This is a genomic window from Streptomyces brevispora (assembly GCF_007829885.1).
GTDB classification, from domain to species: Bacteria; Actinomycetota; Actinomycetes; order Streptomycetales; family Streptomycetaceae; genus Streptomyces; species Streptomyces brevispora.
Genome location: NZ_VIWW01000001.1, coordinates 5,522,070 through 5,546,092 on the forward strand (window position 1 = coordinate 5,522,070; position 24,023 = coordinate 5,546,092).

At 71.9% G+C, this 24,023-nt stretch carries 21 protein-coding genes and 1 pseudogene; 13 read left to right on the top strand and 9 right to left on the bottom strand.

Annotated features, from left to right (window positions below):
* Positions 1-32 precede the first annotated feature (32 nt).
* The 3 genes and pseudogenes from FHX80_RS25635 (at position 33) to FHX80_RS36440 (ending at position 2,776) form a co-directional block, all read left to right on the top strand.
* Positions 33-1,078 (top strand): annotated as a pseudogene (locus FHX80_RS25635) (amidohydrolase family protein).
* Positions 1,078-1,743, top strand: coding sequence for an urease accessory protein UreF (locus FHX80_RS25640; RefSeq protein WP_145766349.1), 666 nt, complete (start codon positions 1,078-1,080; stop codon positions 1,741-1,743). The pseudogene FHX80_RS25635 and the gene FHX80_RS25640 overlap by 1 nt, the downstream one beginning before the upstream one ends.
* A 7-nt stretch (positions 1,744-1,750) precedes the next feature.
* Entirely contained in the window at positions 1,751-2,776 is a 1,026-nt protein-coding gene (locus FHX80_RS36440) for an SDR family oxidoreductase (protein WP_145767496.1), read from the top strand.
* Here FHX80_RS36440 and FHX80_RS25650 read toward each other — a convergent pair.
* Positions 2,763-4,034: an MFS transporter gene (locus FHX80_RS25650; protein ID WP_145766350.1), complete on the bottom strand. Its 1,272-nt coding sequence runs from the start codon at positions 4,032-4,034 to the stop codon at positions 2,763-2,765. The genes FHX80_RS36440 and FHX80_RS25650 overlap by 14 nt on opposite strands.
* A gap of 133 nt (positions 4,035-4,167) precedes the next feature.
* Positions 4,168-5,247 (bottom strand): hypothetical protein, encoded by a 1,080-nt coding sequence (locus tag FHX80_RS25655; protein WP_145767497.1) that lies wholly within the window; start codon positions 5,245-5,247, stop codon positions 4,168-4,170.
* Between the two features lie 195 nt (positions 5,248-5,442).
* Here FHX80_RS25655 and FHX80_RS25660 point away from each other — a divergent pair, with 195 nt between their 5' ends.
* A complete protein-coding gene (locus FHX80_RS25660) occupies positions 5,443-6,021 on the top strand; it encodes a dihydrofolate reductase family protein (protein WP_145767498.1) in 579 nt (192 codons plus the stop codon).
* A 19-nt stretch (positions 6,022-6,040) separates the two neighbouring features.
* Complete coding sequence (locus FHX80_RS36840) at positions 6,041-6,250, top strand: hypothetical protein (RefSeq protein WP_208764726.1); 210 nt, start codon at positions 6,041-6,043, stop codon at positions 6,248-6,250.
* Positions 6,251-6,638: 388 nt separating this feature from the next.
* Here the strand turns inward: FHX80_RS36840 and FHX80_RS25670 are convergent, their stop codons facing one another.
* Positions 6,639-8,192 (bottom strand): peptidoglycan-binding protein, encoded by a 1,554-nt coding sequence (locus FHX80_RS25670; RefSeq protein ID WP_145766351.1) that lies wholly within the window; start codon positions 8,190-8,192, stop codon positions 6,639-6,641.
* A 235-nt stretch (positions 8,193-8,427) separates the two neighbouring features.
* Positions 8,428-9,159: a nitroreductase family protein gene (locus tag FHX80_RS25675; protein WP_145766352.1), complete on the bottom strand. Its 732-nt coding sequence runs from the start codon at positions 9,157-9,159 to the stop codon at positions 8,428-8,430.
* Between the two features lie 274 nt (positions 9,160-9,433).
* Here FHX80_RS25675 and FHX80_RS25680 point away from each other — a divergent pair, with 274 nt between their 5' ends.
* From FHX80_RS25680 to FHX80_RS25690, 3 genes are read left to right on the top strand one after another with little or no spacing between them, the layout of a single operon-like run.
* Positions 9,434-9,667: an acyl carrier protein gene (locus FHX80_RS25680; protein ID WP_145766353.1), complete on the top strand. Its 234-nt coding sequence runs from the start codon at positions 9,434-9,436 to the stop codon at positions 9,665-9,667.
* Positions 9,664-10,911, top strand: coding sequence for a beta-ketoacyl-[acyl-carrier-protein] synthase family protein (locus FHX80_RS25685; RefSeq protein ID WP_145766354.1), 1,248 nt, complete (start codon positions 9,664-9,666; stop codon positions 10,909-10,911). Before FHX80_RS25680 ends, FHX80_RS25685 begins: the two co-directional genes overlap by 4 nt.
* Before the next feature lie 28 nt (positions 10,912-10,939).
* Positions 10,940-11,860, top strand: a complete 921-nt coding sequence (locus FHX80_RS25690) for an alpha/beta fold hydrolase (protein ID WP_145766355.1) — start codon at positions 10,940-10,942, stop codon at positions 11,858-11,860.
* Positions 11,861-11,879: 19 nt separating this feature from the next.
* Here the strand turns inward: FHX80_RS25690 and FHX80_RS25695 are convergent, their stop codons facing one another.
* The 3 genes from FHX80_RS25695 to FHX80_RS25705 all read right to left on the bottom strand — a co-directional run bounded on the left by FHX80_RS25695 (position 11,880) and on the right by FHX80_RS25705 (position 15,754).
* The gene (locus FHX80_RS25695; protein ID WP_145766356.1) at positions 11,880-14,300 is read right to left on the bottom strand and encodes an endonuclease/exonuclease/phosphatase family protein; all 2,421 of its coding nucleotides are present in this window, start codon (positions 14,298-14,300) and stop codon (positions 11,880-11,882) included.
* Positions 14,301-14,674: 374 nt separating this feature from the next.
* A complete protein-coding gene (locus FHX80_RS25700) occupies positions 14,675-15,043 on the bottom strand; it encodes a nuclear transport factor 2 family protein (protein ID WP_145766357.1) in 369 nt (122 codons plus the stop codon).
* A gap of 258 nt (positions 15,044-15,301) precedes the next feature.
* The gene (locus FHX80_RS25705; RefSeq protein ID WP_145767499.1) at positions 15,302-15,754 is read right to left on the bottom strand and encodes a DUF5709 domain-containing protein; all 453 of its coding nucleotides are present in this window, start codon (positions 15,752-15,754) and stop codon (positions 15,302-15,304) included.
* Between the two features lie 284 nt (positions 15,755-16,038).
* Between FHX80_RS25705 and FHX80_RS25710 the strand changes: the two genes are divergently transcribed.
* Positions 16,039-16,269 carry a DUF6296 family protein gene (locus FHX80_RS25710; RefSeq protein WP_145766358.1) on the top strand — a complete coding sequence of 77 codons (231 nt, stop codon included), beginning with the start codon at positions 16,039-16,041 and terminating at the stop codon, positions 16,267-16,269.
* 323 nt (positions 16,270-16,592) lie between these two features.
* Positions 16,593-17,177 carry a TerD family protein gene (locus tag FHX80_RS25715; RefSeq protein WP_145766359.1) on the top strand — a complete coding sequence of 195 codons (585 nt, stop codon included), beginning with the start codon at positions 16,593-16,595 and terminating at the stop codon, positions 17,175-17,177.
* 60 nt (positions 17,178-17,237) lie between these two features.
* On the opposite strand, the gene FHX80_RS25720 is transcribed toward FHX80_RS25715, so the two are convergent.
* A complete protein-coding gene (locus FHX80_RS25720) occupies positions 17,238-18,119 on the bottom strand; it encodes a DMT family transporter (RefSeq protein ID WP_145766360.1) in 882 nt (293 codons plus the stop codon).
* Positions 18,120-18,241: 122 nt separating this feature from the next.
* Here FHX80_RS25720 and FHX80_RS25725 point away from each other — a divergent pair, with 122 nt between their 5' ends.
* Positions 18,242-19,396, top strand: a complete 1,155-nt coding sequence (locus FHX80_RS25725; RefSeq protein WP_145766361.1) for a winged helix DNA-binding domain-containing protein — start codon at positions 18,242-18,244, stop codon at positions 19,394-19,396.
* 313 nt (positions 19,397-19,709) lie between these two features.
* On the opposite strand, the gene FHX80_RS25730 is transcribed toward FHX80_RS25725, so the two are convergent.
* On the bottom strand, positions 19,710-20,552 hold the full coding sequence (locus tag FHX80_RS25730; protein WP_208764727.1) for a helix-turn-helix transcriptional regulator: 843 nt from the start codon (positions 20,550-20,552) through the stop codon (positions 19,710-19,712).
* 150 nt (positions 20,553-20,702) lie between these two features.
* Here FHX80_RS25730 and FHX80_RS25735 point away from each other — a divergent pair, with 150 nt between their 5' ends.
* Both FHX80_RS25735 and FHX80_RS25740 read left to right on the top strand, forming a co-directional pair.
* Positions 20,703-22,379: an AMP-binding protein gene (locus FHX80_RS25735; RefSeq protein WP_145766362.1), complete on the top strand. Its 1,677-nt coding sequence runs from the start codon at positions 20,703-20,705 to the stop codon at positions 22,377-22,379.
* A complete protein-coding gene (locus tag FHX80_RS25740; protein WP_145766363.1) occupies positions 22,376-23,983 on the top strand; it encodes an AMP-binding protein in 1,608 nt (535 codons plus the stop codon). Before FHX80_RS25735 ends, FHX80_RS25740 begins: the two co-directional genes overlap by 4 nt.
* Positions 23,984-24,023: the final 40 nt, after the last annotated feature.

The window sequence follows — 24,023 nt, forward strand, 5'->3', positions numbered from 1 at the left end:
CGGCGTTCTACGGCCCCACCACCGGCGACCGCATCCGGCTCGCCGACACCGACCTCTGGATCGAGGTCGAGGAGGACCGCTGCATCGGCGGCGACGAGGCGGTCTTCGGCGGCGGCAAGTCCATCCGCGAATCGATGGGCCAGGCCACCACGTCACGCGCCGACGGCGCCCTCGACCTCGTCATCACCAATGTCGTGGTCCTGGACCACTGGGGCGTCGTCAAGACCGACATCGGCATCCGGGCCGGCCGGATCGTCGCCCTCGGCCGCTCCGGCAACCCCGACATCGGCGACGGCGTCCACCCCGACCTCGTGATCGGCCCCGGCACCGAGGTCGTCTCCGGCGAGGGACGCATCCTGACCGCCGGAGCCGTCGACACCCAGACCTCGCCTTCGCCGAGTCCCGCATCCGCGCCTCCACCATCGCGGCCGAGGACATCCTGCACGACATCGGAGCCCTCTCCATCACCTCATCCGACGCCCAGGCGATGGGCCGCATCGGCGAGGTCATCTGCCGCACCTGGCAGGTCGCCCATGTGATGAAGCAGCGCTTCGGCGACCGCGTCAGCGAGCTGCCCGCCGACAACGAACGGGCCCGCCGCTACGTCGCCAAGTACACGATCTGCCCGGACGTCGCCCACGTCATCGGCTCCGCCGAACCCGGCAAGCTCGCCGACCTGGTGCTCTGGGAGCCCGCGTTCTTCGGCATCCGCCCCGCCGCCGTGATCAAGGGCGGCATGGTGGTCCACGCACCCCTCGGCGACGCCAACGCCGCGATCCCCACCACCCAGCCCGTCCTGCTGCGCCCCGCCGCCGCAGGGGCCGCCCCGCACCTCTCGGTCAGCTTCGTGGCCCCGGCCGCCCTGGCCGACGGCCTCGCCGAACGGCTCGGCCTCGAACGCGAACTCGTCGCCGTACGCCCCACCCGCCACCTCACCAAGGCGGACCTGCCGAACAACACCGCGCTCCCGGACATCGAGGTGGACCCGGAAACCTTCGCCATCCGTATCGACGGGGAGCTCGTCGAGCCGTCACCCGCCACCGAACTGCCGCTGGCCCAGCGGTACTCCATGTTCTGATGGTCGCACTGGCACCCCTGCTGCTCGGCGACGGACGGCTCCCGGTCGGCGCGTACACCTACAGCGCCGGGCTCGAACCGGCCATCGTCGCCGGCCTCACCCGCGACCGGATCCCCGCACTGCTGCGGGCCCGGCTGCACACCACCGCCATCACCGAGGCGGCGGCCGCCGTTCTCGCCCTGCGGGCCGCGGGGCGGGACCCGGTCGACTACGGGCCCGTGCAACACGCCCTCGCGGCCCGGATTCCGGCCGCACCCCAGCGCGAGACGTCCGCGACCCTCGACCGGGGCGTGCACCGGCTGGTCCGGCGGCTGGCCCCGGACCACCCGGCGGTCACCGCACTGGCCGTCCTGCGCCCCCGGCCCCTGCGGCCGGTCACGCTTGGCGCCCTCGGAGCCGTACTGAAGGTCTCCGAGGAGGAGTTGGCGCACGCCGTCGTCTACGACGAGCTTCAGACCGTCGCCTCCGCCGCACTCAAACTCCTGCCCGGCGACCCGCTCGACTCGGTCGCCTGGATCCTCGCCGCCGAACCCGACGCGGCATCGGCGGTGGCCTCCGCCCTCGCCGTACGGACCCCGGACGGGCTGCCGGCCCGTACCGCCGCGCTCACCGAACAGTGGGCGCTCGAACACGCACGACGCGAACGGAGACTGTTCCTTGCCTGAGAACGACATCACCCCCGCGCAGCAGCCCAACCCCCACTTCCACCAGCCGCTGAACCAGCCCCGGGCCTTTCGCCTGGGCGTCGCGGGACCCGTCGGAACCGGAAAGAGCTCGATCCTGGCTACCCTGTGCCGCGAACTCGCCGGCGAGCTCTCCATGGCAGTGGTCACCAACGACATCTACACCGACGAGGACGCCCGCTTCCTCCGCTCGGCGGGCGTCCTGCCCACCGAACGCATCCGCGCGGTCGAGACCGGCGCCTGCCCGCACACCGCGATCCGCGACGACGTCAGCGCCAACCTCGACGCCGTCGAGGACCTGGAGGAGGCCTACGGCCCGCTGGACCTGGTGCTCATCCGGGTCTTCGTCGAGCGGGGCGCGCGGGTCGTGGTCGTCGACCTCCAGCAGGAGGCAGGGGACGCCCTCGTGGCAGATCTCGGAGACGCGGTGGTGTTCATCCGGGGCGACGTCTCCGACCGCGCGGTCGGAGACCTAGCGGTGGACACGGCCGTCGAGCGCTTCGGCGCCCTGGACGCCCTGGTGAACAACGCCAGCGCCTCACGGGTGCGGCCCTTCACCGAGCAGACCGAGGACGACTGGAAGCTCGCCCTGGACACCGGCCTCTTCGCCACCCGCAACTTCATGCTCGCCGCGTACCCCGAGCTCCGCAGGAGCCAGGGCGCGGTGATCAACTTCGCCTCGGGCGCGGGCACCGACGGCCAGCCGAACCAGGCGTCGTACGCCGCGGCCAAGGAGGCCATCCGCGGACTGAGCCGGGTCGTCGCCAACGAGTGGGCCGCCGACCAGATCCGGGTCAACGTCGTCGCGCCGATGGCGAGGACCGCGGGCGTCGCCGCCTGGGCCGAGGCCAACCCCGAGCAGTACGCCCTCTCCGCCGCCAAGGTCCCGCTCGGCCGCTTCGGTGACCCGCGCACGGACGTCGCCCCCGTCATCGCGTTCCTGGCGAGCGACGACGCCCGTTACATCACCGGTCAGACCCTGATGGCAGACGGCGGCGCGATCAAGCTCCGCTGACCCGGCCCCCCGCCTCCGCCTCCGCCCCCGCTCCCGCGAGCCGGGAGCGGGGACGCACCGATGCCGCCGCGCACAGCAGCGCGGGCGCCGCCGCCAGGGCGAAGCACAGCGCGAGCGGCAGCCGCCCGACGAGCAGTCCGACCGCCGCGGTGCCGCCCGAGGACCCGGCGTTGAACGCGGTGTTGACCCAGGCGCCCGCCTGGGTGCGCCGGGCGGCGTCCACGGACTCGTCCGCGATCAGATACGCGGTCGTGAGGACCGGGGCGACGAACAGCCCGGCGACCGCGACGACGGCGACCAGTACGTACAGACGGGGCGAGAGGCCGGCGACCATCAGCGCCGCACCCATCCCCGCGGCCGCCACCACCAGCCGCACCCGGTTCGTCGTCCTCCATCGGACCGCCCCGTACGCGAGACCGCCGACGGCGCTCCCGGCCGAGAGGGCGGCCAGCACCCAGGACACCGCGGCCGCCCGGTGCAGCTGCTCGGTGAACGCCACGACCAGCAGATCGAGCGCCCCGAGGCAGAGCCCCACGGCTGCCGTCACCAGCACCGCATGACGCAGCGCGGGGATGGCGTGCAGCCGCAGCCGGGGCGCGGCGGGGGCGTCGGACGGGGCCGGTTCGGGGCTCGTGTGCCTACGGGGCACCGCCGGTGACGACACCAGCGCCAGCGCCCCCACGAACACCAGCACGGCACCGGCCAGCACTCCGGCCGCCGGTCGCCCGGCGCGCACGATCAGGCCCACCAGCAACGGGCCGGTGACGTACAGCAGTTCCTCGGCGACACCGTCCAGGCTGTACGCGCGCCGCAACAGCTCCCGGTCCGGGACGAGGCCGCTCCACAGCGTCCGCATGACCGGACCCAGCGGCGGAGTGCAGACACCGGCCGCCACGGCGAGCGCCCCCAGGGCGAGGGGCGGGGCGCCCGGCCGCCAGGTGACCAGGGCGAGTGCGCCGAGCACCGCCGCGTACAGCCCGGCCATCGGTGGCAGGACCCGGCGTGGCCCGTACCGGTCGATCAGCGCGGCACGGGCGGGCGAGAGGAAGACACTGGCGGCCCCGAACAGGGCCATGGCGGCGCCGGCGACGGAGTACGAACCGGTGGCGTCCCTGATCGCCAGCAGCAGCGCGAGCGGCACCATCCCGTACGAGAGCCGCCCCAGCAGCGCGGCACCGAAGGTGCGCGCGGCATGGGGGGTACGCAGGACGGTGGCGTACGAAGGCGCGCGCGAGGGAGCGGAAGAAGACGTGGGCACGATGACATTCCTCGTCAGGGCGGCGCGGGGACACGGCGCCGCGGGTATGCGGGGACACCGGAGTGCCGCACCCGGGGAGAACGGGTGCGGTCAGTGCGGGGTCCTACGCACGAGGAAGGGGCATGCGGGAAAATTAGCAGAGCGGGCGGTGCGGCGGCAGAGCGTCTCCGGACTTCCCGGTGACGTCCGGATCGGCCGCCATGATGTCTTCGGCGGCCGTCCACAGCCGGGGCAGGAACCGGGTGACCTCCTCGCGGCGGGCCAGGACGTCCGCGGTGCCGGTGATCCCGGTGAGCTCGGCGACCGCCGCCTCGAACGCGGGCAGCCGTGCGGCGTGCAGCGCGGGATCGTCCACGGCCAGCACCGTGTGGCAGCGGGCGAGTGTCGCGACGACCCAGAAGACCGCCTCGCGGTGCTCGCCCCGGTCCAGGAGCTCCAGGCTGCCGTCGACGGCGATCGGACGGGCCTGCGCGGTGAGGTCGCTGCTGAAGAAGAACGGCGTGCGCGCTACGGGGACCGTGGCGTCGAACGTCCGGGCCAGCTCGCCCACATGGCGCCGCACCCGCCGCTCGGAGACGTCCGCGCAGCCGAGGAGGCCCAGCAGCTCCGGATAGAGCTCCGGCCGCCGGTACGCGGTCAGGACGTCGCGCGCGGCCGGATAGCGCAGCCGGACGGTGGGGTTGCGCAGTGCGGCGACCAGCAGGACGTGCGTGGTGACCCCGGTGGGGAACATCCACGCCGTCACCTGCTCGTGGAAGGGTGCGGAGGCGTCGAACGCGGCGAGGCGGCTCTCGACGCGGTGCCGGGCGTCCAGACACCGTCGGCGCACCCAGCTCCGCTCGGCGAAGTGCGGTGAGACGTCCGCGTACAGGGCGCGCAGCCGTCCGGTGGGATCGTCGATGACCGTGTCCTCGCGGAAGCTGCCCGCCAGATGGTACGAGGAGAGCACCGCCGCCGGGTCGCGCAGTTCGGCCCACGGTACGTAGGAGATCTCCAACAGGGCTTCCTCGTAACGGAGTTTGCCGGGCTTGGCGGGCGGTTCGTCCTGCGCCGTGACGACCACGACATCGACATCGGACGAGGGCGCCAGCTCGGCGTCGTCCGGCCGTCCCACGGTCGACCCGCTGAAGTACGCCCCGCGGTAGCCGGGGGCAGGCCGGGCGTGCTCGGCCACCCAGCGGACCGCGGCGGCGCGTGCCGCTCCGACTCTCACCACGGACTCCTGCGGACCGGCCGACGGCCGGGCGGACCGCGCGGCCCTTCGTGATCCACCCCTTCCCCGAAGATCTACGCGGGGCGCCCGCGGGCCGTCAAGCGGCCGCCGTCCCTTCCCGCCCCGTGGACCGCCGCCGGGTAAGGTCGGATTCGTTCCGCCGCCCCGTCCCTGATTACCCCGGTGAGGTTCGCGATGCGCAAGATCATCTATTTCATGTCGATGTCCCTCGACGGCTATATCGAGAGCCCGGACAAGGACATCGACTGGCATCACGTCGACGACGAGCTGCACCACGCCTTGAACGAGCGGCTCGCCGCGATGGGCGGCTTCCTCCACGGGCGGGTCGTCCACGAGTTGATGGCGGAATTCTGGCCCACCGCCGACCAGGACCCGGCCAACGCCGGGCCGACGGCCGACTTCGCCGTCATCTGGCGGGACATGCCGAAGTACGTCTACTCCCGGACGCTGCAGCGGGCGGACTGGAACACCACCGTCGTCCATGACGTCGTCGCGGAAGAGGTCATGGCGCTGAAGGCGCAGCCCGGCGGCGACCTGGCGCTCGGCGGCGCAGGGCTGGCCGCGTCCTTCGCGGCGCTCGATCTGATCGACGAGTACTGGATCTACGTCCACCCGGTCCTCATCGGCCGGGGAAAACCCATGTTCCCGTCGACGGACACCATGACCGACCTGCGGCTCGCGGGCACGATGGCCTTCGGCAACGGAGTCGTGGAACTGCGGTACGAGCGAGCGGAAGAGCCCCCGGCGCGCTGACCGTTCCGGGGGTACGGCCGTGATCCGCTCCCAGGGCATCGGCCACTGGCCTGCCAGCAGGGCGACGGCCACGACCGCGGCCGACCCCACCGACCAGCGCCAGATGTCCGCACCCACGTCCATGTTGAAGAAGAACAGGGCGAGCGTGAGGATCGAGACCTGCGTGGTGGTCAGCTCCATCTGGGACGTCATCGGTCCCAGACCGGCGCTCAGCGCCGCGTTCGAGTAGGCGTCGAGGAACAGTCCGCCGAACACGAGAAACCAGATGACTTGCGCCCGGCCGGTGATCTTTCCCAGCCCATCGATGAGCGCAACGACGTCGGCGACGCCTTTGACGCTCGGACGTTGTGTCATGAATCCGCCTTCGAGGAAGACCCATCGGCGGCACGGGGAGCACAAAAAAACAGGCATGACGAAACCACCGACAGGTGGTCTATGTCTGTGCCTGTCAAAACACTGCGGAAAGCGCCGCAGCACGTGAAGTACGACTACACGAGGAGGTTAGGAACGATGCGGGAGAAACGTCAAGGGTTTCCGGCGGGTTACCCAAACGTGACGTCCCGGGTGTTCTCGCACGTCACGGGCGGGGCGCACCGCCCCGCCCGTGACCGTGTCCGTCAGCGGCCCGCCTGCAGCGCTGCCCAGGTCTCCGGGCCCACGATGCCGTCGGCCGTCAGGCCCCGGCTCGTCTGATAGCCGCGCACCGCTGTCGTCGTCGCCGGGCCGAAGCTGCCGTCGATGCCCACGGTCGAGCCGAGCGTCGCGGTCAGCGCGCGCTGGAGCCGCTTCACGCCGTCGCCCGTAGCGCCTTCCTGGAGCGTCGTCCTCGTGCCGGCCGACAGGAGCGCCGTCCAGGTTCTGGCTCCCACGATGCCGTCGGCGGTCAGCCCGTGTGCTTCCTGGTAGGCCGTCACCGCGGCCTGTGTGGCCGGGCCGAAGCTGCCGTCGGCGGCGCCCGCCGCCTGGCCCTGCTCGTTGAGCAGCTGCTGGACCGCCTTGACCTGGGCGCCCGTCGAGCCGCTCCGCTGGGTGGCGTACGCGGTGAAGCTCAGCCCGTCGGCGCTGTTGCCGCCCCCGGTGTCGCCGCCCACCAGCTGCATGTAGCGCGTCCAGTCCCAGTTCACGCCGGGGTCGGTGTGGTCGTTGCCCGGTGCCTCGCTGTGGCCGATGATGTGCGCCCGGTCCTTCGGGATCCCGTGCCGGTCGCACAGGTACGCGGTCAGGGCCGCGGACGACCGGTACATCGAGTCCGTGAACCAGGACGGGTCGTCGACGAATCCCTCGTGTTCGATCCCGAGCGCCGAGGAGTTGGCGCTGCGCGCGTGGTACGCGGTGTCGCTGTCGCGCACCATCTGGGTGATCTGGCCGTCGGACGAGCGCACCACGTAGTGCGCGCTCACCTGGGCGGTCGGGTTCTGGAACCAGCTGATCGAGCCCGCGTACGAGCCCTGCGTCACATGGATGATCACCTTGTCGATCGCTGCGGAGCGGCCCGCCGCGAAGTTGTCCGCATGGGCGGGGACCCAGAGCGCGGACGGGTAGTCGGCGCTCCGGGTGCTCGGCTCCGCGGCGGCGAGCGGGCCCTTCTGCGGGGAGACCGGGCGGCCCGTGACCGAGATCCGCTCGCCGTCCGGGGCGACGGCGTCGAGGCCGTCCGCCAGGAAGGTGTAGACCGTGTCGGCGTAGAGGGCGGCGGCCGGACCCCGGGTGCCGCTGTAGCGGGCGACGGCCTGGTACCAGGCGTCGATGTCCTCGCGGTCGTGGGCGTCGAGGCCGAGCTTGTCCGCGTATCCGCGCAGCACCGCCGCGCCGCCCAGGATGTTGGCCCCGGTGTCGTCGCGGAGGTCGGCCAGGGGTTTGCCGGTGAGGGCGGCGGCCTGCTCCAGCGTCCGGTTCGTGGGGTTGCTGACGAGGTGCATCACGCCGTAGCCGTTCGCCTGGCTGGGGAGCCCGGAGTGGCCGTCGAGGCGGGTCTCGCCGTATCCGACGGCGGCGAGCAGATCACGCGGTACGTCGTACCGGTCGGCCGCCCGCTCGAAGGCCTGGTTCATCGGACTGCCGGAGTCCGAGGCGGCGAGGGCCGGGGTGCCGGTGAGGGTCAGGACGGTGGCGGTGAGGGCCGCCAGCACGGATGCGCGGGCCTTGGTGTGGGCTGCGGGGCGGCTGGGCATACCTGCTCCTGCTCTGTGGGGGGAGAAGAACGGCCCCCGGGCCCGAGTGGGATGGGCCGAGGGGCCGCGAAGCCCGCTCAGGGTATCCACCTGTCTGGAGCATGACAATCATCGCGCTGCGTGTCGAACGCGTCTTCACTCCGATGGAGTTGGCGTACGTCCATGGACGCGTTCGCCCGAGGACGCTCGGTGGCGGCCCGGATCCGGGGGATCGCCCGGATCTGGGCCGGCCGCCCTACCAGCGGTCGCGGTGGATGACGTCCGCCACCGGGCGGCGCCGGACCGGGCCGAAGTTGCCCCGCGGCCACCCGACCGGAACGGCGGCGAAGGTGCGCATGTCCTCGGGGATGCCGAGGGCCTGCTTCCACTCCTGCTCCAGCATCAGGTGCCAGATGGTGACGTTCGCCGCGAGACCCAGGGCGCGGGCGGCGAGCAGCAGGTTCTGCACCCCCGGATAGACGCAGGAGCCCTCGGCGAGCGCCTGGAAGCGGGTCTGAGTGTTCGTCATGTGCTCGACGCCCGCCGGGCCGAGCTCCTGCGCGTACGCGATCAGGCCCTCCTCCTCGATCCGGGGCTCCGGGAACCGGTAGCACGGCACGATCAGCGCGGGCGTGTCCGCGAAGTGGTCGCGCTGGTACTCGATCGCGGCGACCATCCGGCCGTACGCCGCGTCGTCCATGCCCTCCGGCGCGTACTTGCCGGTCGTCGCCAGATAGGCGTCCACGCACCGCTTCCACAGCGGTGCCAGACCCGCCATTACTTCACGGTCGGTCACCACGACGTACTCGTAACACTGCATGTTGCCGCCGCTGGGACCCCAGACGGCGGCCTGTATGAGCTGCTCCAGCGTCTCGTCCGGCACGGGTTCCGGCTTGAGGCGGCGCATGGCGCGCATCGTGGACATGGTGGAGAACAGGGCACGGGCGTCGGCGGAGACCTCGGTGGCCTGTGTGGATTCGGTGTTCATGATCGCGGAGTTTACGGGCGGAACTCCATAAGGAGGAGTCCTGTTGACCGTCTTCTGACGGCGCGCGGCCCCGCTCCGCCCCCGGCGATCCGTCCGGGGCCGCGCACCGGCGGATTCGTACACCTGCCCAACCCCCCACCGCACGGGGGAACGCGGACCGGAGCCGCCGCCGACAGGGCGTATAAAGGGTCCCCCCGGACCGGCCGGCGTCCCCCGACGGCAGTGACCTCTCACGCGGCAAGGCGTCACCGCGTACGACAGCGGAGGAGTGCCCATGAGCACGGCAGACGAGATCAGCACCTTGCTGGTGGCGAACTTCGGAACCGATCCCGTGGCGATCCGTCCCGAAGCGTCGCTCCGTCAGCTCAGGCTGGACTCCCTGGCCCTGGAGGAACTGCGGCTCCTCATCGAGGACCGGATGGGCATCGACCTGGAGGACGTCCAGCTGACCTCGCGCGACACCGTCGGTCAACTGGTCGACGCCGTGCACCGCAAGGCCGCGGCATGACCGCCCGGTACCGCCCCGAGCCGTTCGCCGCCGCCGTCACCGGCATCGGCCTCGTCACCGCCGCGGGGGTGGGCGCCGCTGCCACCTGGCACGGGGTGACCGAGGCCGCCACCGCGCCCTCCGTGCCGCACAGGCCCGAACTCCACGACCTGCCCTGCGACTTCATGTACACCATCACGGGCCTCGACACGAGGGCGGTCCTCGGGATGGCGTCCCAGCGGCTCATGGACCGCTTCTCGCAACTCGCCGTCATCGCCGCCCGCGAAGCCGTCGCGGACGCCGGGCTCGACCCAGCGGTCTGGGACAGCTCCCGCGTCGCCGTCGTCATCGGCTCGGCCCACGGCGGACTGCCCTTCTACGACGAACAGCACACCACCCTCACCCAGCGCGGCGCCCGACGGGTCTCACCCAAACTCGCCCCGCTCACCGTCGTCAACGGCGCCGCCAGCAGCGTCGCCACGGACCTCGGCGCGCACGGCCCCAGCCAGGCCGTCTCCACCGCCTGCTCGTCCGGCACCGTCGCCATCGGCACGGCACACCAGATGCTGCGCACCGGGGCCTGCGACATCGCCGTCGCGGGCGGCGCCGAATCGGTCTGCTCCCGGCTGCTGATCGCCAGCGCCTGCCAGTTGAAGGCCGTCTCCACCCGCCGGGACGACCCCGAGACGGCCTGCCGCCCCTTCGACGCGCACCGCGACGGCTTCGTCGTCGGCGAGGGCGCCGGACTCCTCGTACTGGAACGTCCGGAACACGCCCGCGCCCGCGGCGCCACCGTCCGCGCGCACCTCGCCGGATACGGCGCGTCCAGCGACGCGTATTCCGCCGTCGCACCGGACCCCGAGGGCCTCGGCATCGAACGGGCCCTGCGTGCCGCCCTCGCGGACGCCGGAGTCGGCGCCAAGGACATCGGGCACGTCAACGCCCACGGCACCTCGACCGTGTCGAACGACCTGATCGAGGCGACGATGCTGCGCCGGGTGCTCGGCGAGCACCCCCTCGTCACGTCGACGAAGGCCATGACCGGACACACCCTCGGCGCCGCGGGCGGCATCGAGACCGCGCTCACCGTGCTGGCCCTCCAGCACCAACTCGTGCCGCCCACCGTCAACCTGGACGTCCCCGACCCGGAGATCCCGCTCGAAGTGGTGAGCAAGGAGGCCCGGCCCGGAGCGTTCGACGCGGCCGTCAAGACCTCGCTCGGCTTCGGCGGGCACAATGCCGCACTCGTCCTCACCAGGGCCTGACCGTGCGGCGCACGTAAGGACGGTCACCATGCCCGACGAGATCATCCGGAACCTGTCGGTGCACGGGCTGCGCTACAGCTACCGGACCCTGCCGCAGCCCTCGCCCCGCACCGAACCCGTCATCGTCCTGGGCGGCGCGCTCCAGGGGATGTACGGCTGGCCGCAGATGGACGAGCACCTGGGACCGCGGGCACAGGTCGTCACCGCCGACCTGCCCGGCATGGGCGGCGCCGATCCGCTGCCGCCCGGCACCGGTGACGACATCCTCCACGCGGCCGTCACCGGCATCATCGACGACCTGGGCGTACCCCGGGTCAACCTCTTCGGCTTCTCCTACGGCACGTCGATCGCGTTCGGCTGCGCCCGGCAGAACCCTGGGCGCATCGCCCGGCTGGCGCTCGGCGGCGTACCGGTCCACATCAGCGACGCCCAGCGGACCCAGTGGGGCCGGGCGGTCGACCGGCTGGCGACCGGCGACATGGCGGGGCTCGCCACCCTGACCGCCGACGCCCTGATGTGCCTGGACCCGGACCGCACCGTGCACCGAAGGGAGCTCGCCCGGCGCTATGTCCGCAGGTCGTTCCTGCACGCGCTCACCCATTCCCCGCACGCCGCGCAGTCGCTGCGCCGGGCGCTGGGCCACCGGCCGGACTTCTCCGGCGGGCTGAGCGGGGTGCCGGCGCTCGTCTTCGCGGGCGAGCACGACACGGTTTCTTCGCCCGGACGGCAACGCGCCTTCGCGGCGACGATCGAGGGCAGCCGGTTCCTGACCATCGGCGACTCCGACCACTGGGTCGTCCTGGAACGCCCCGACGACGTGGCGGACCTGGTCGCCCGCTTCTTCACCGACCGCCCGCTGGAGACGGCTCCCGCCCTGGGACCCCTCGCCGTGCTCCCGCGCCCGCGGGCGGGCACGGGAGGAGCGGCACTGCCGCGGGCGGGCGGCTGAGCCGCCCGCCCGCTCGGGATCAGTGGTGACCGTGGCCGGAGCCGTCGGCCTTCACCCGTACGATCTGCGGGTCGTGGTCGCTCGCCTGGTCGGCGAACTCCGCGTTGATGTGCACCACGTCGTAGTCGAAGTGCCGGATACCCGGGCTCGTCAGGATGTGGTCGAGGGTCTGCGAGTTGCCCTCGTACACATAGCTGTACCGCTCGTTCGCCGGCAGCGTGTCGATCAGCGGCTTGAGCGCCTTCCCGGCGGTCAGCGCGGACATCGTCGGCGAGAACGCGAAGTCGTTCAGGTCGCCGAGCGTGATGACCTGCGCCTGCTTGTCCGCCGCCAGCAGTGACTTGACGAAGGTGTTGACCTCCGCCGCCTGCCGTACCCGCTTCGTCTCCGAGCTGCGCGTCGGCGCCTGGTAACGGCCGTGCAGGGGCTGGTCGCCGCCCTTGGAGGTGAAGTGGTTGCCGATGACGAACACCGGCTCCCCGCGGAAGGTGAACTCGCCGACCAGGGGCTTGCGGCTGTCGTTCCAGGCGTCGTTCAGCGGGCTGATCCGGGCGGGCGAGGCCGACAGGGTGACGCCCTTCTTCGTCGGTACGGCCTTCACCGCGGTGGTCGCGTCGCCGCCCGCGCGGTCCACGAAGGAGACCCGGGCGGGGTTGAAGAGGAAGACGTTACGGATGTTGCCGCCGGGTTCGCCGCCGTCCTTGCCGTCCTGCGGGGCGACATAGCGCCAGGAGTACCGCGGGCCGCCCGCCGCGACGATCGCGTCGGTGAACCGCTTCAGGGTCGCCTCGGCGCCGACCGTGCCGTCGTTGACCGCACCGTTGTCGTCCTGGATCTCCTCCAGCGACACGATGTCGGGGGAGGCCAGGTTGACCGCGACGCCCTTGGCGAGGGTGTCGAACTTGCCCTGCTCGTCGAGCGCGTCGAGGTTCTCCACGTTGTACGTGGAGACGGCGAGTTCGTCGCGCTTCTGCTTCCTGGTGACCTCACGCTTCAGGTGCCGGTCGGTCAGTGTGCCGAGCTGGGTGGCCTGGAGGCTGTAGCCGCCGAAGGAGTCGTAGTCCAGCACACCGGTGGTGGCGTGGGACAGCACGTCGCCCACGTTCGCCACCGGGACGGGCCGGGTGCTGTCGAGCGACATCACCTTGATCCGGCCGCTGTTCTGGTCGTTGTACGAGGAGTACAGCGTGCCGCCGCTCCGGGTCGGGTTCTGCTTCGGCGCGACGGTCACCCAGACCTCGCCGTGCGAGCTTGTGGCGCCCGTGACCCTGGTGTCGACGGTCTCGACCCGGGTGCCTTCGAGCGACTCGTAGCGGTCGAGCGCGTACTTCTCCGGCTCGAGGGGCAGCGCGTCGATCGAGCCGCCGCCCGCTGAGGGGGCGTAGGTGCCGGGCACCGAGGCCGCGTTGAGCACCACCGGCGCCGGCAGCGCGTTGCCCGACGAGAGGACCGTGGTCCTGGGGGCGGTGATCTCGGTGATGGACTGCGTGGTGCTCGACGGGTAGTACTCGTCCACCGTGCCGCTGACCAGAACCGAGTCGCCCACCGACACCGTCGGGGTGGCGGAGCCGGTGTAGACGAGGACGCCCTCGGAGGTACGGGGGTCCGCGTCGGGCGAGGGGTCCTGGATCCAGAAGCCGCGCGAACCCGTGGTGCGGACCGCTGTGACGATGCCGGGGACCCCGGTCACCGCCTGGCCGTCCAGCGGGGACACCCGGGTGGTGCCCTGGATGTCGTGCACGCGCACGGTGCCGGGCTCGGTGGGGTTGCCCGGGTCACCAGGGCCCTCGCCGCCGCCGGACGTCTCACCGGCCGCGTTCACCGGAGTGGGAGCGCCGGCGGACAGGTCGGCGGCGTTGTCGTCGGTGTCCGCGAGCGAGGCCGCGCGCGCCACGGAGGCGGTGGCGGAGGCGCCCGTCGCCGGGCCGCTGCCTTCGCGGACGACCGCGGAGCCGTAGCCCACGAGGTCGACGACACGGGTGTCGGCGGCGCAGTCGGCCGCCGTCTTGCAGGTCAGCGGCGTGGTGCCGGAGACCAGCGCGACGGTGCCGCTCGCGGCGGCCATCGCGACGGTGCCGGTGGCATCCGGGGTGGGCAGGGCGACGGTGCCGCCGGTGCCCGCGGCCTGGGCGACCAGGTAGTGGCCACCGGGCGCGACGGCACCGGTGAGCGGGGACACCTGCCACTGCGAACCGGCGGACGGCGCGCCGGGCAGGTACTGGACGCTGAACCCGGACAGGTCGTACGCGGCGGAGCCGGCGTTGGCCAGCTCGACGAAGTCGCGGGTGAGTGTCGCCCCCGAGTTCCCGCCGCCCCCGTAGACCTCGGAGATCACGGCGGACGAGGACGGTGCCGCGAGTGCGGCGGGCAGCGCGGTCGCCGAGAGGGTCACGGCGACCGCACCGGCCAGCAGTACGGAACGAGATCTGGATATGCGCACGGAAACTGCCCCTCAGAGTGTGATTAGGGGGCACAAGCTATGCGCGTAGAACCGGTGATGACAAGGCACCAGAGGTTAATTCCAGAAAACGCTCCGCTATCCGGCGCACACCGGCCGCCGACCGCGGCTGCGCCCACGGCATCCACCGCGACCGGGTCCGTGCCCAGGGGCATCGCGCCGGCCCTATCCCTGCGCGGCACCCTCTTCCGGAGCGAGGCACGCCCCTCAGCAGCGGCTCGGCGCGGAAGCGCCTTGCCGACGCGGGCCCGTGCCGAACTCGTCGACCCTGAGGTCCCGTTGCTCGACGCGGGAGCCGTCGTCGAGGCCGGCCCGCCGATCCGGGGCGGGCCGGCCTCACCACGGCGGCCCGGGAGTCAGGCGGCCGGTACCCGGTCCAGGAACCCGCTGACCGAGCTGATCCGCCCGTCGTCGGCGAGGGTGATCACGTCCGAGCCGGCGACGGGCGCCGAGCCGTCCGCCGCGGAGACCAGCTCCCAGCTGAAGCGGACGAGGCCGTGGTGCCCGTCGACGGCCCCGGCCGGACGGAAGGCGAAGCCGGGGAACTGCTGCTGGGCACCGCTGATCGCGGCCGCCAGCCCGTCGTGTCCCCGCACATCGATGAGCGGGTCGATGTATCCGGCATCGTCGGTGAACGCCGCGGCGACAGCCTTCTCCAGCTCCTCGGGGGTGGCGGCGTTCCAGGCGGCGAAGTAGCGCTGGACGGCGTCGTCGTACGAGGTCATCGTGGGTCCTCTCATCGGTCCCGGCCGATGGGCCGGGCGCGTTGTGCTCATGAGGAACACGATGTCCGACGGAGGGGAACGGGTCGATTACCTCCGGGGTAAGCGCGGGCGGTCGGCTTCGGTCAGCTTCGGTCCGGCCGGCGCCGGGGTTCGTCCAGGAGGCACGTCAGCGCGGTGTTGAGCGCCTCGGCATGGGGCCGGTCGATGGTGTGCGGACCGTGCGCGATCTCCACGGGGCGGCTGTCATGGATGAGGTCGTCATACCTGGCCGTCCAGGACGACGTACATGGCGGCCTCCTCGGCCGATGCCGCGGCGCCGTCGACCCCGACGTCCTCGCCCGCCATGGTGTCCGGGTCGTTCCGGTCCAGTTCCCTGGTGAGGCGCCCGGCGCGTACGGTCCCGACCTCGTCGTCCCAGGGCTCGCCGTCCCCGTCCGGCATGTCGCCCACGCCGTCACCCGGCGTGTCGGTGATCTCGGGCAGTTCCCGGGCCAGCCGGCCCTCCAGGGCCTCGCCGCTGTGCTGCTCGGACGCGGTGGTGCCCAGGTCCTCGACCGCCCACGGGCGCTCGGGCGGGGAGTACCCCTCGTCGAGGACGTCGGCCGGCCCGCGGCTGTCCAGAGTGTCTTCCACGTCGAGCAGATCGGCCGGGTCGGAGGCCTCCGGCTGCTGGGGCTGGTAGACCTCGTCGCCCAGGGCGGCATCCTTCATGATGAGTCCCTTCCCGATGTCGGGGATCCCGGTCATGCCCACCGTACGACGCGGCAGAGAGGGGCACAGCGGCCCAATTCCCTTCGGACTTCCCGTACCTCTTCAGGATAGGGGGCCCGGTGCCGGACCCGCAGCCGTGCGGCCGTGGGCGGGCGGGGACGGCCGGAGTGCGGGAGGATGGAGGGTGTGGGCCGGAGCGCGGAGGGCGCGCACCCGCGGGTTGGGGCCGGCACGGAGAACCACGTGGGCAGGCCGTCCTCGGACGCAGCCACGGAGAGGCCGTCATGGAATATCCGGAGAGCTATCAGCTGGTGTTTCAGTCGTCCGCGGTCGAGGACGACACGGTGATCGTCCGGCGGACCGCACAGGCCGGGGCCGGTGGGTACCCGGTCTACGAGGACGAGACGGGGATCGTCCGGGCGGAGATCAGCGATCGCGGAGAGGTGCGCATGCTCGCCAGCGGCGGGCACCAGCTCCTCGGGACGCCGCTGGTGGTGCGGGTGCCGACCGGTTGAGAACGGGCCGAACTCCTCGTCGAACTGCTCGCCGGGGCCGATGCGTTCGTGCGGAACCCGGGTATCGGCAGCGGGCCGGCACACCGGGCGGATCCTCCCCGGCCCGGACCGCGGCCGCTTCCTCTATCGAGCGGGAATGCGTGAGGAGCCGTCGACTTCGCGGACCCGTATCACGTGCTCATGTCCGATGGCATCCTGCGGACGCAGGACAATCCGACCCGAGGCGTCAAACACTTGGTCGAAATTTTGCCCCTGGTGGGCTGCATGGGGAAGACACCAGGCACACTCGACCTGTAGGAATCTCGCCACGAAGAGGATCACGCATGATCACGTTGAAGAAGGAAGACGGCCCCGCGGATCTGGACGGGGTGACCCATCTGTCCATCGGGGTGTCCTGGGATCCCACAGTCGGCAGCAGTGGCGGGCTGATGGGCAAGCTCCGCCAGAAGAAGGGCACCGACCTCGACCTCATCGCCATCGCGGTGCAGGGCGCGGAGCCGGTGCGGCTGGCCGGGCTGGACTCGCTGGACCCGCTGGGCAACGGCTCGCTGGCGCACAGCGGCGACAACCAGACCGGGCGTGGTGACGGCGACGACGAGACCGTGACCGTCGACTTCGCCCGGGTGCCGTCCAACATCACGTCCATCGTCTTCATCGCCGCGGCGTACAAGAAGCGCAGCTCCTTCCAGGACGCGCGCAACATCAGCTTCAAGGTGTACGATGCGACGGGCGGCACCACCCAGCAGGTCGCCGACATCTGGCCGAGCCTGCTCAGCAACGACAACGGCTGCGCCGTGGCCAAGGCGTTCCGTGTCGGCGGGAGCTGGAAGCTTGAGGTGATCAACGAGACCGGGAAGATCAAGCAGGGCGACGAGCAGGCCCTGATGCGTTTCGCCGTGAGCAAGTAGCCGACGGGCAGCCGGGGCGTGTTCCTGGAGCGAGGCGCCCCGGCCGGTACGCGCGGTGGCTCAGTCCACCCGGCGCTTGCGGGCCGGGGACGTCGCGTTTCCGGTGGCCAGCGGTGACCGCGCCAGCTCGATGCAGCCCGCGGTGATCAGGCCCAGGGCCAGCAGTTCGGGGAGCAGCCACCAGCCGGTGCGCAGTTGCTCGCCGAACAGGGTCACCCCGTACAGGACGCTGATCAGGGCGTCGCCCAGGGTCAGGCACGGCTGGACCGCGACCAGCGTGCCTGCCTGGAGGGCGTTCTGGAGCAGGAACAGGGAGCCGACGCCCGCCGCGGCGGTGCCGTAGAGCTGCCAGGACTCGAGGAGCGCCACCACCCCGCCGCCGTCGCTGAGCCGGGCCATGGCGTCCTTCATCAGGGCGGCGGTGAGCGCGTATCCGCAGGCCGCGGCCAGGCCGAGCAGCGCGGCCCGGAGATTGCCGCGGGTGGCTCGTGCCCCGGCGATCAGGGCCGCCTCGAAGAGGCCGGTCAGGATCAGCGCCGGAACCCACGCCGCCCCGTGCACCGTGGCGCTGCCGCCGCCCGGAGCGGCCGAGGCCATCCCGAGGGCCAGACCGGCCGTCACGGCGGCAGCGCCGTACCAGACGGGCCGGGGCAGCCGCACCCGCATCACGAACCCCGCCAGCAGCAGTGTCGCCGGCAGTTCGATCACGAAGATCGGCTGGACCACCGCGATCGGCCCGGTGGCCAGCGCCACGGCCTGGCAGACGGCCGCGACGATCACCATGGCGATCCCCGCGAGCCACACCTTCTGGCGCAGCAGATGGCCGATCAGGGACACCCGCATCGCCTCCCTGTCGGGGACGTTGATGGCGGCGCGGCGCTGGAGGACGGACGCGGTTCCGTTGCTGAGCGCGGTCAGGATGGCGAAGAAGACACTGATCACCGGTCCATGATGCGGGCGGACGGCGCGGGGACCCGGGTCCCGGCACTCGGCGGCATGGCGGCGGGCCGAGGGCCGCGCGATCAGGACAGAATCCGACCTGATGACCGCGTAGCGTGCCGCCCATGGCCGTGAAGAAGAAGACCTCCGCCACCGCCCCCGCGGTGCTCTCGCCGCGGGCACTGGGGCGCGCGACCCTGGAACGCCAACTGCTGCTCCGCCGCGCCACGATGTCGGCCAAGGAAGCGATCGGGCACCTCGTCGGCCTCCAGGCGCAGAACACCAAGCCGCCGTACTTCCAGCTCCTGGCCCGGCTGGAGGGCTTCGGCCCGGCCGAGCTCGCCGGGTTGATGGAGTCGCGCGAGGCCGTCCGCATCGTCACCCTGCGCTCCACCATCCACACCCACACCGCCGACGACGCCCTCACCCTGCGCCCCCTCGTTCAGGAGGCCCGCGACCGGGAGCTCAGGATCTTCCGGAAACGGCTCGTGGGCGTGGACCTGGACCGGCTCCGGGACATCAGCAGGGCGTACGTCGAGGAGACCCCCCGCACCTCGAAGGAGATCCGCGAAAGGCTGCTCGACGAGTGGCCCGACGCGGACCCGCAGGCCCTGAGCACGGCGGCCCGCTGTGTGCTGCCGCTGGTCCAGGTGACCCCGCGCGGGGTGTGGGGAAGGAGCGGCGGCGTCGCGCTGACCACCGCCGAACGCTGGCTCGCCAGGCCATCCGAGCCGGTGCCCGCGCCCGACGCCACCGTGCTGCGCTACCTCGGCGCCTTCGGGCCGGCGTCGGTGCGGGACATGCAGTCATGGGCCGGCCTGACCCGCCTGGGGGAGGTCTTCGACCGGCTTCGTCCGCGACTCGTCACGTTCCGGGACGAGAACGGCGTCGAGCTCTTCGACCTGCCCGACGCCCCGCGCCCCGACGAGGACACCCCCGCCCCGCCGCGCTTCCTGCCCGAGTTCGACAATGTGCTGCTCGGCCACGCGGACCGCACCCGCGTCATCCCGCCGCAGTTCAAGGGGCGCAACGGGGTGGGGAACCAGACGTACGGAAGCGTGCTGGTCGACGGCTTCCTCGCGGCGGTCTGGCGGCTGGACGCCGGACGGCGCGGCGCACCGACGACCGTCACCGTGCAGGAACTGCGACCGCTCGGCGCGGCCGGGCGCGACGCCGTCACGGAAGAGGCCGTGGCGCTGCTCTCCGCGATGACGCGGGCGACCACGGACGGCAGCGGATACGACATCAGGTTCGCCTCGTTCATCGACTTCGACAGGTGAACGAGGCGCCACGGAACGCCGAACCCGGCCGGTACGCGCGGAACGCCGAACCCGGCCGGTACGCAGGGGACACCGAACCCTGGCCGGTGCACGTGGAACGCTGAACCCGGCCGGTACGCAGGGGACGCCGAACCCTGGCCGGTGCACGTGGAACGCTGAACCCGGCCGGTACGCAGGGGACGCCGAACCCTGGCCGGTGCACGTGGAACGCTGAACGCGGCCCGTACGCACGGAACGCGAAGCCCGGCCCGCACGCACGGGCCGCAGCGCCCGGCCGTACGCCCCGGCGCCTCGTCCGTCCGCCCGTCCCGGACTACGGCAGCAGCCCCGCCCGCCGGGCCGCGACGACCGCCTCCAGCCGGGTGTGCGCACCGAGCTTCCGCATCGCGGAGCGCAGATAGCCCTTCACCGTCTCCGGGCGCAGCCCGAGCCGGTCCGCCGCCACCGCGTTCGTCGCGCCCGCCGCGACACAGGCGAGGACATCGATCTCGCGCGGGGCCAGCTGCACCTCCCCGGACCTCGGCACCCGGGCACCGGCCGCCGACGCGAGCCGCCCGCACACCGCGAGCAGTTCGTCGCGCAACGCCGGGTCGAGGACCTTCGGCACCAGGGCGCGCAGTTCCCGGTGCGCCTCCCTGACGTCCTCCCAGGCATCCGGGGCGGCCCGCGGGTCGGTCACCTCCTCCCGGGTCAGGGCGAGCAACTGCTGCACCTCGTCCCGGACGGCCAGCGCCTGCTCCACATCGCGGGCCGCCGCCACCGCGGCGTCGAACGTGCGGTCCCCCAGCGTGAGGGGCTCGCGCAGCGCCCCGTACAGCACGCCCCGCACCTGGCGCCGTACGACGACGGGTACCGCGACGACCGAGCGCAGGCCCTCCGCGGCCACGGCCGTGTCGTACTCGTGGCTGATGTGGCGCGAGGAGTGGTAGTCGGTCACCGCGCACGGCCGGGACAGTGCGATCGCCTTGCCGCCCAGACCACTGCCGGCCGAGATCACCAGCCCGCGCAGCGCCGCGGTGTGGGCCCCGTTCAGCTCGGCGATCCTGGCGTGGCGGGTGTCGGAGAGCAGTCCGCCGAACGCCACGGGCAGCCCGCTCGTCCGGCGCAGCCGCAGCAGCGCGGCCTGCATCTCCACCGTATCGACGGATTCCGGCACGATGACGCCTCTCTGCCCGGCCCCAGGGGTTCGGCTGACTGCGCAGCACCCCCGTTCGGGGGTGGTGAGACCTGGGTCACTGTTTACATCATGTTCAGACCGACCGGCAATCGGGGCGGGTGAGAGACCGGTCCGCAATGAGGAGGGCACATGTCGGCAACCAGTGCGACGGAGACGTTCCGGGCCGCCCGGGACTTTCTGCTGAAGCACCGCGAGGACTACAGCGCGGCCTACGAGGGCTTCAGCTGGCCCCGGAGCGACCACTTCAACTGGGCCCTGGACTGGTTCGACGTCATCGCCCGGAACAACGACCGCACCGCCCTGCACATCGTGGAGGAGGACGGCGGGCGCACCGAGATGTCCTTCGCCAGGATGTCCGTCCGCTCCAACCAGGCCGCGAACTGGCTGCGCGCCCAGGGCGTAAGGGAGGGCGACCGGATCCTGGTCATGCTCGGCAACCAGGTGGAACTGTGGGAGACCGCCCTCGCCGCGATGAAGCTGCGGGCCGTCGTCATCCCCGCGACTCCGCTGCTGGGCCCGGCCGACCTGCGCGACCGGGTCGAGCGCGGCCGGGTCCGTCATGTGCTGGTCAGGGACGCCGACACCGCCAAGTTCGACGAGGTGCCCGGCCGCTACACCCGGATCTGTGTCGGCGCCGACACCGAGGGCTGGCTCTCCTACAGCGGGGCCGACGAGCAGCCGGAGACCTTCACCGCGGACCGGGAGACCGACGCCGACGAACCGCTGATGCTCTACTTCACCTCGGGCACGACCGCCAGCCCCAAACTCGTCGAGCACACCCATGTCTCGTACCCCGTCGGCCACTTGTCGACGATGTACTGGATCGGACTGAAGCCCGGAGACGTCCACCTCAACATCTCCTCGCCCGGCTGGGCCAAGCACGCCTGGTCCAATCTCTTCGCCCCGTGGAATGCCGAGGCGACCGTCTTCATCTTCAACTACACGCGTTTCGACGCGGCCCGGCTGATGGCCGAGATGGACCGCTGCGCGGTCACCAGCTTCTGCGCGCCGCCCACCGTCTGGCGGATGCTCATCCAGGCCGACCTCTCCCAGCTGACGACCCCGCCGCGCGAGGTCGTCGCGGCGGGCGAACCGCTCAACCCGGAGGTCATCGAGACGGTACGGCGCGCGTGGGGCGTCACCATCCGGGACGGTTTCGGCCAGACGGAGACGGCCGTCCAGGTCGCCAACACCCCCGGCCAGACGCTGAAGGCCGGCTCGATGGGGCGCCCGAGCCCCGGCTTCAAGGTGGTGCTGCTGGATCCGGTCAGCGGGGAGCCCGGCGCCGTCGAGGGCGAGATCTCCCTCGATCTGTCGGCCCACCCGGTCGGCCTGATGACCGGCTACCACGGCGACCCGGACCGCACCGCCGAGGCCATGGCGGGCGGCTACTACCGCACCGGGGACATCGGCTCGCGCGACGAGGACGGCTACATCACCTACGTGGGCCGCGCGGACGACGTCTTCAAGGCCTCCGACTACAAGATCTCACCGTTCGAGCTGGAGAGCGCCCTGCTGGAGCACGAGGCCGTCGTCGAGGCCGCGGTGGTACCGGCCCCCGACCCGGTACGGCTCGCGGTCCCCAAGGCGTACGTCGTGCTCGCAGAGGGCTGGGAGCCCGGACCCGACACGGCCGAGGCGCTCTTCGCCCACTCCCGCGCCGTCCTCGCCCCGTACAAGCGGATCCGGCGGCTGGAGTTCGCCGAGCTGCCCAAGACCGTCTCCGGCAAGATCCGCCGGATCGAACTGCGCGAGGCCACGGCCCGGGGCACCGGCACCGAGTACAACGAGGGGGACCTGACGTGACGGCACTGTCCTACGCGCACGGCACCGGAACCACGGCCCTGCTCGGCGACACCATCGGACGCAATCTCGACCGGGCGATCGACGCGTTCGGCGAGCGCGAGGCGCTGGTCGACGTGCCCTCCGGGCGACGCTGGACGTACGCCGAGTTCGGGGCGGCCGTCGAGGAGCTGGCCCGCGCGTTGATGGCGTCGGGGGTGGCCAAGGGGGACCGGGTCGGCATCTGGGCGGTCAACTGCCCCGAGTGGGTGCTCGTCCAGTACGCCACCGCCCGGATCGGCGCCGTCATGGTCACCATCAACCCCGCCTACCGGGCCCACGAGTTGGAGTACGTGCTGAAGCAGGCCGGCATCTCACTGCTGGCCGCCTCGCTCTCGCACCGCACCGGCGACTACCGGGCGATGGTCGACGAGGTCCGCGCCAACTGCCCCGCGCTGCGCGCCGCGCACTACATCGGCGACCCCACCTGGGGCGAGCTGCTCGCGACTGCCGGATCGGTGACCCCGGAACAACTCGCCGCACGCGAGGCCGGGTTGTCCTGCGACGACCCGATCAACATCCAGTACACCTCCGGTACCACCGGCTTCCCCAAGGGGGCCACCCTCTCCCATCACAACATCCTCAACAACGGCTATTTCGTTGGGGAGTTGGTCGCCTACACCGAACAGGACCGGGTCTGCCTGCCGGTCCCCTTCTACCACTGCTTCGGCATGGTCATGGGCAACCTCGGCATCACCTCGCACGGCGCCTGCATCGTGATCCCGGCCCCGGCCTTCGAGCCCGCCGCCGTGCTGGCCGCCGTTCAGCAGGAGCGCTGCACCTCGCTGTACGGCGTTCCCACCATGTTCATCGCCGAGCTGAACCTCCCCGGCTTCGCCTCGTACGACCTCTCCTCGCTGCGCACCGGCATCATGGCCGGATCACCCTGTCCGGTCGAGGTGATGAAGCGGGTCGTCGCCGAGATGCACATGGACGAGGTGTCCATCTGCTACGGGATGACGGAGACCTCCCCGGTCTCCACCCAGACCCGCCGCGACGACGATCTGGAGCGACGCACGGGCACCGTCGGCCGTGCGATGCCGCATATCGAGATCAAGGTCATCGACCCGGCGAAGGGCGTGACGCTGGAGCGCGGCGCCTCCGGCGAACTCTGCACCCGCGGCTACAGCGTGATGCTCGGCTACTGGGAGCTGCCCGAGCGGAGTGCCGAAGTGATCGACGCGGGCCGCTGGATGCACACCGGGGACCTCGCGGTGATGCGGGAGGACGGCTACGTGCAGATCGTCGGCCGGATCAAGGACATGATCATCCGCGGTGGTGAGAACGTTTATCCGCGCGAGATCGAGGAGTTCCTCCACGGCCACCCCAAGATCGCGGACGTGCAGGTCGTGGGGGTGCCGGACGAGCGGTACGGCGAGGAGATCCTGGCCTGCGTCATCCCCGGGGACCCGGCGGACCCGCCGACCCTGGAGGAGGTGGCGGAGTTCTGCCGCGGACGGCTGGCGCACTACAAGGTGCCGCGCCTACTGGAGATTCTCGAAACCTTCCCGATGACGGTCAGCGGGAAGGTCCGGAAGATCGAACTGCGTGAGAACCACGGCCGGTAGGGCCGGCCCCGGGACCTCGTCCGCCTGAGCGGGGCCCGGG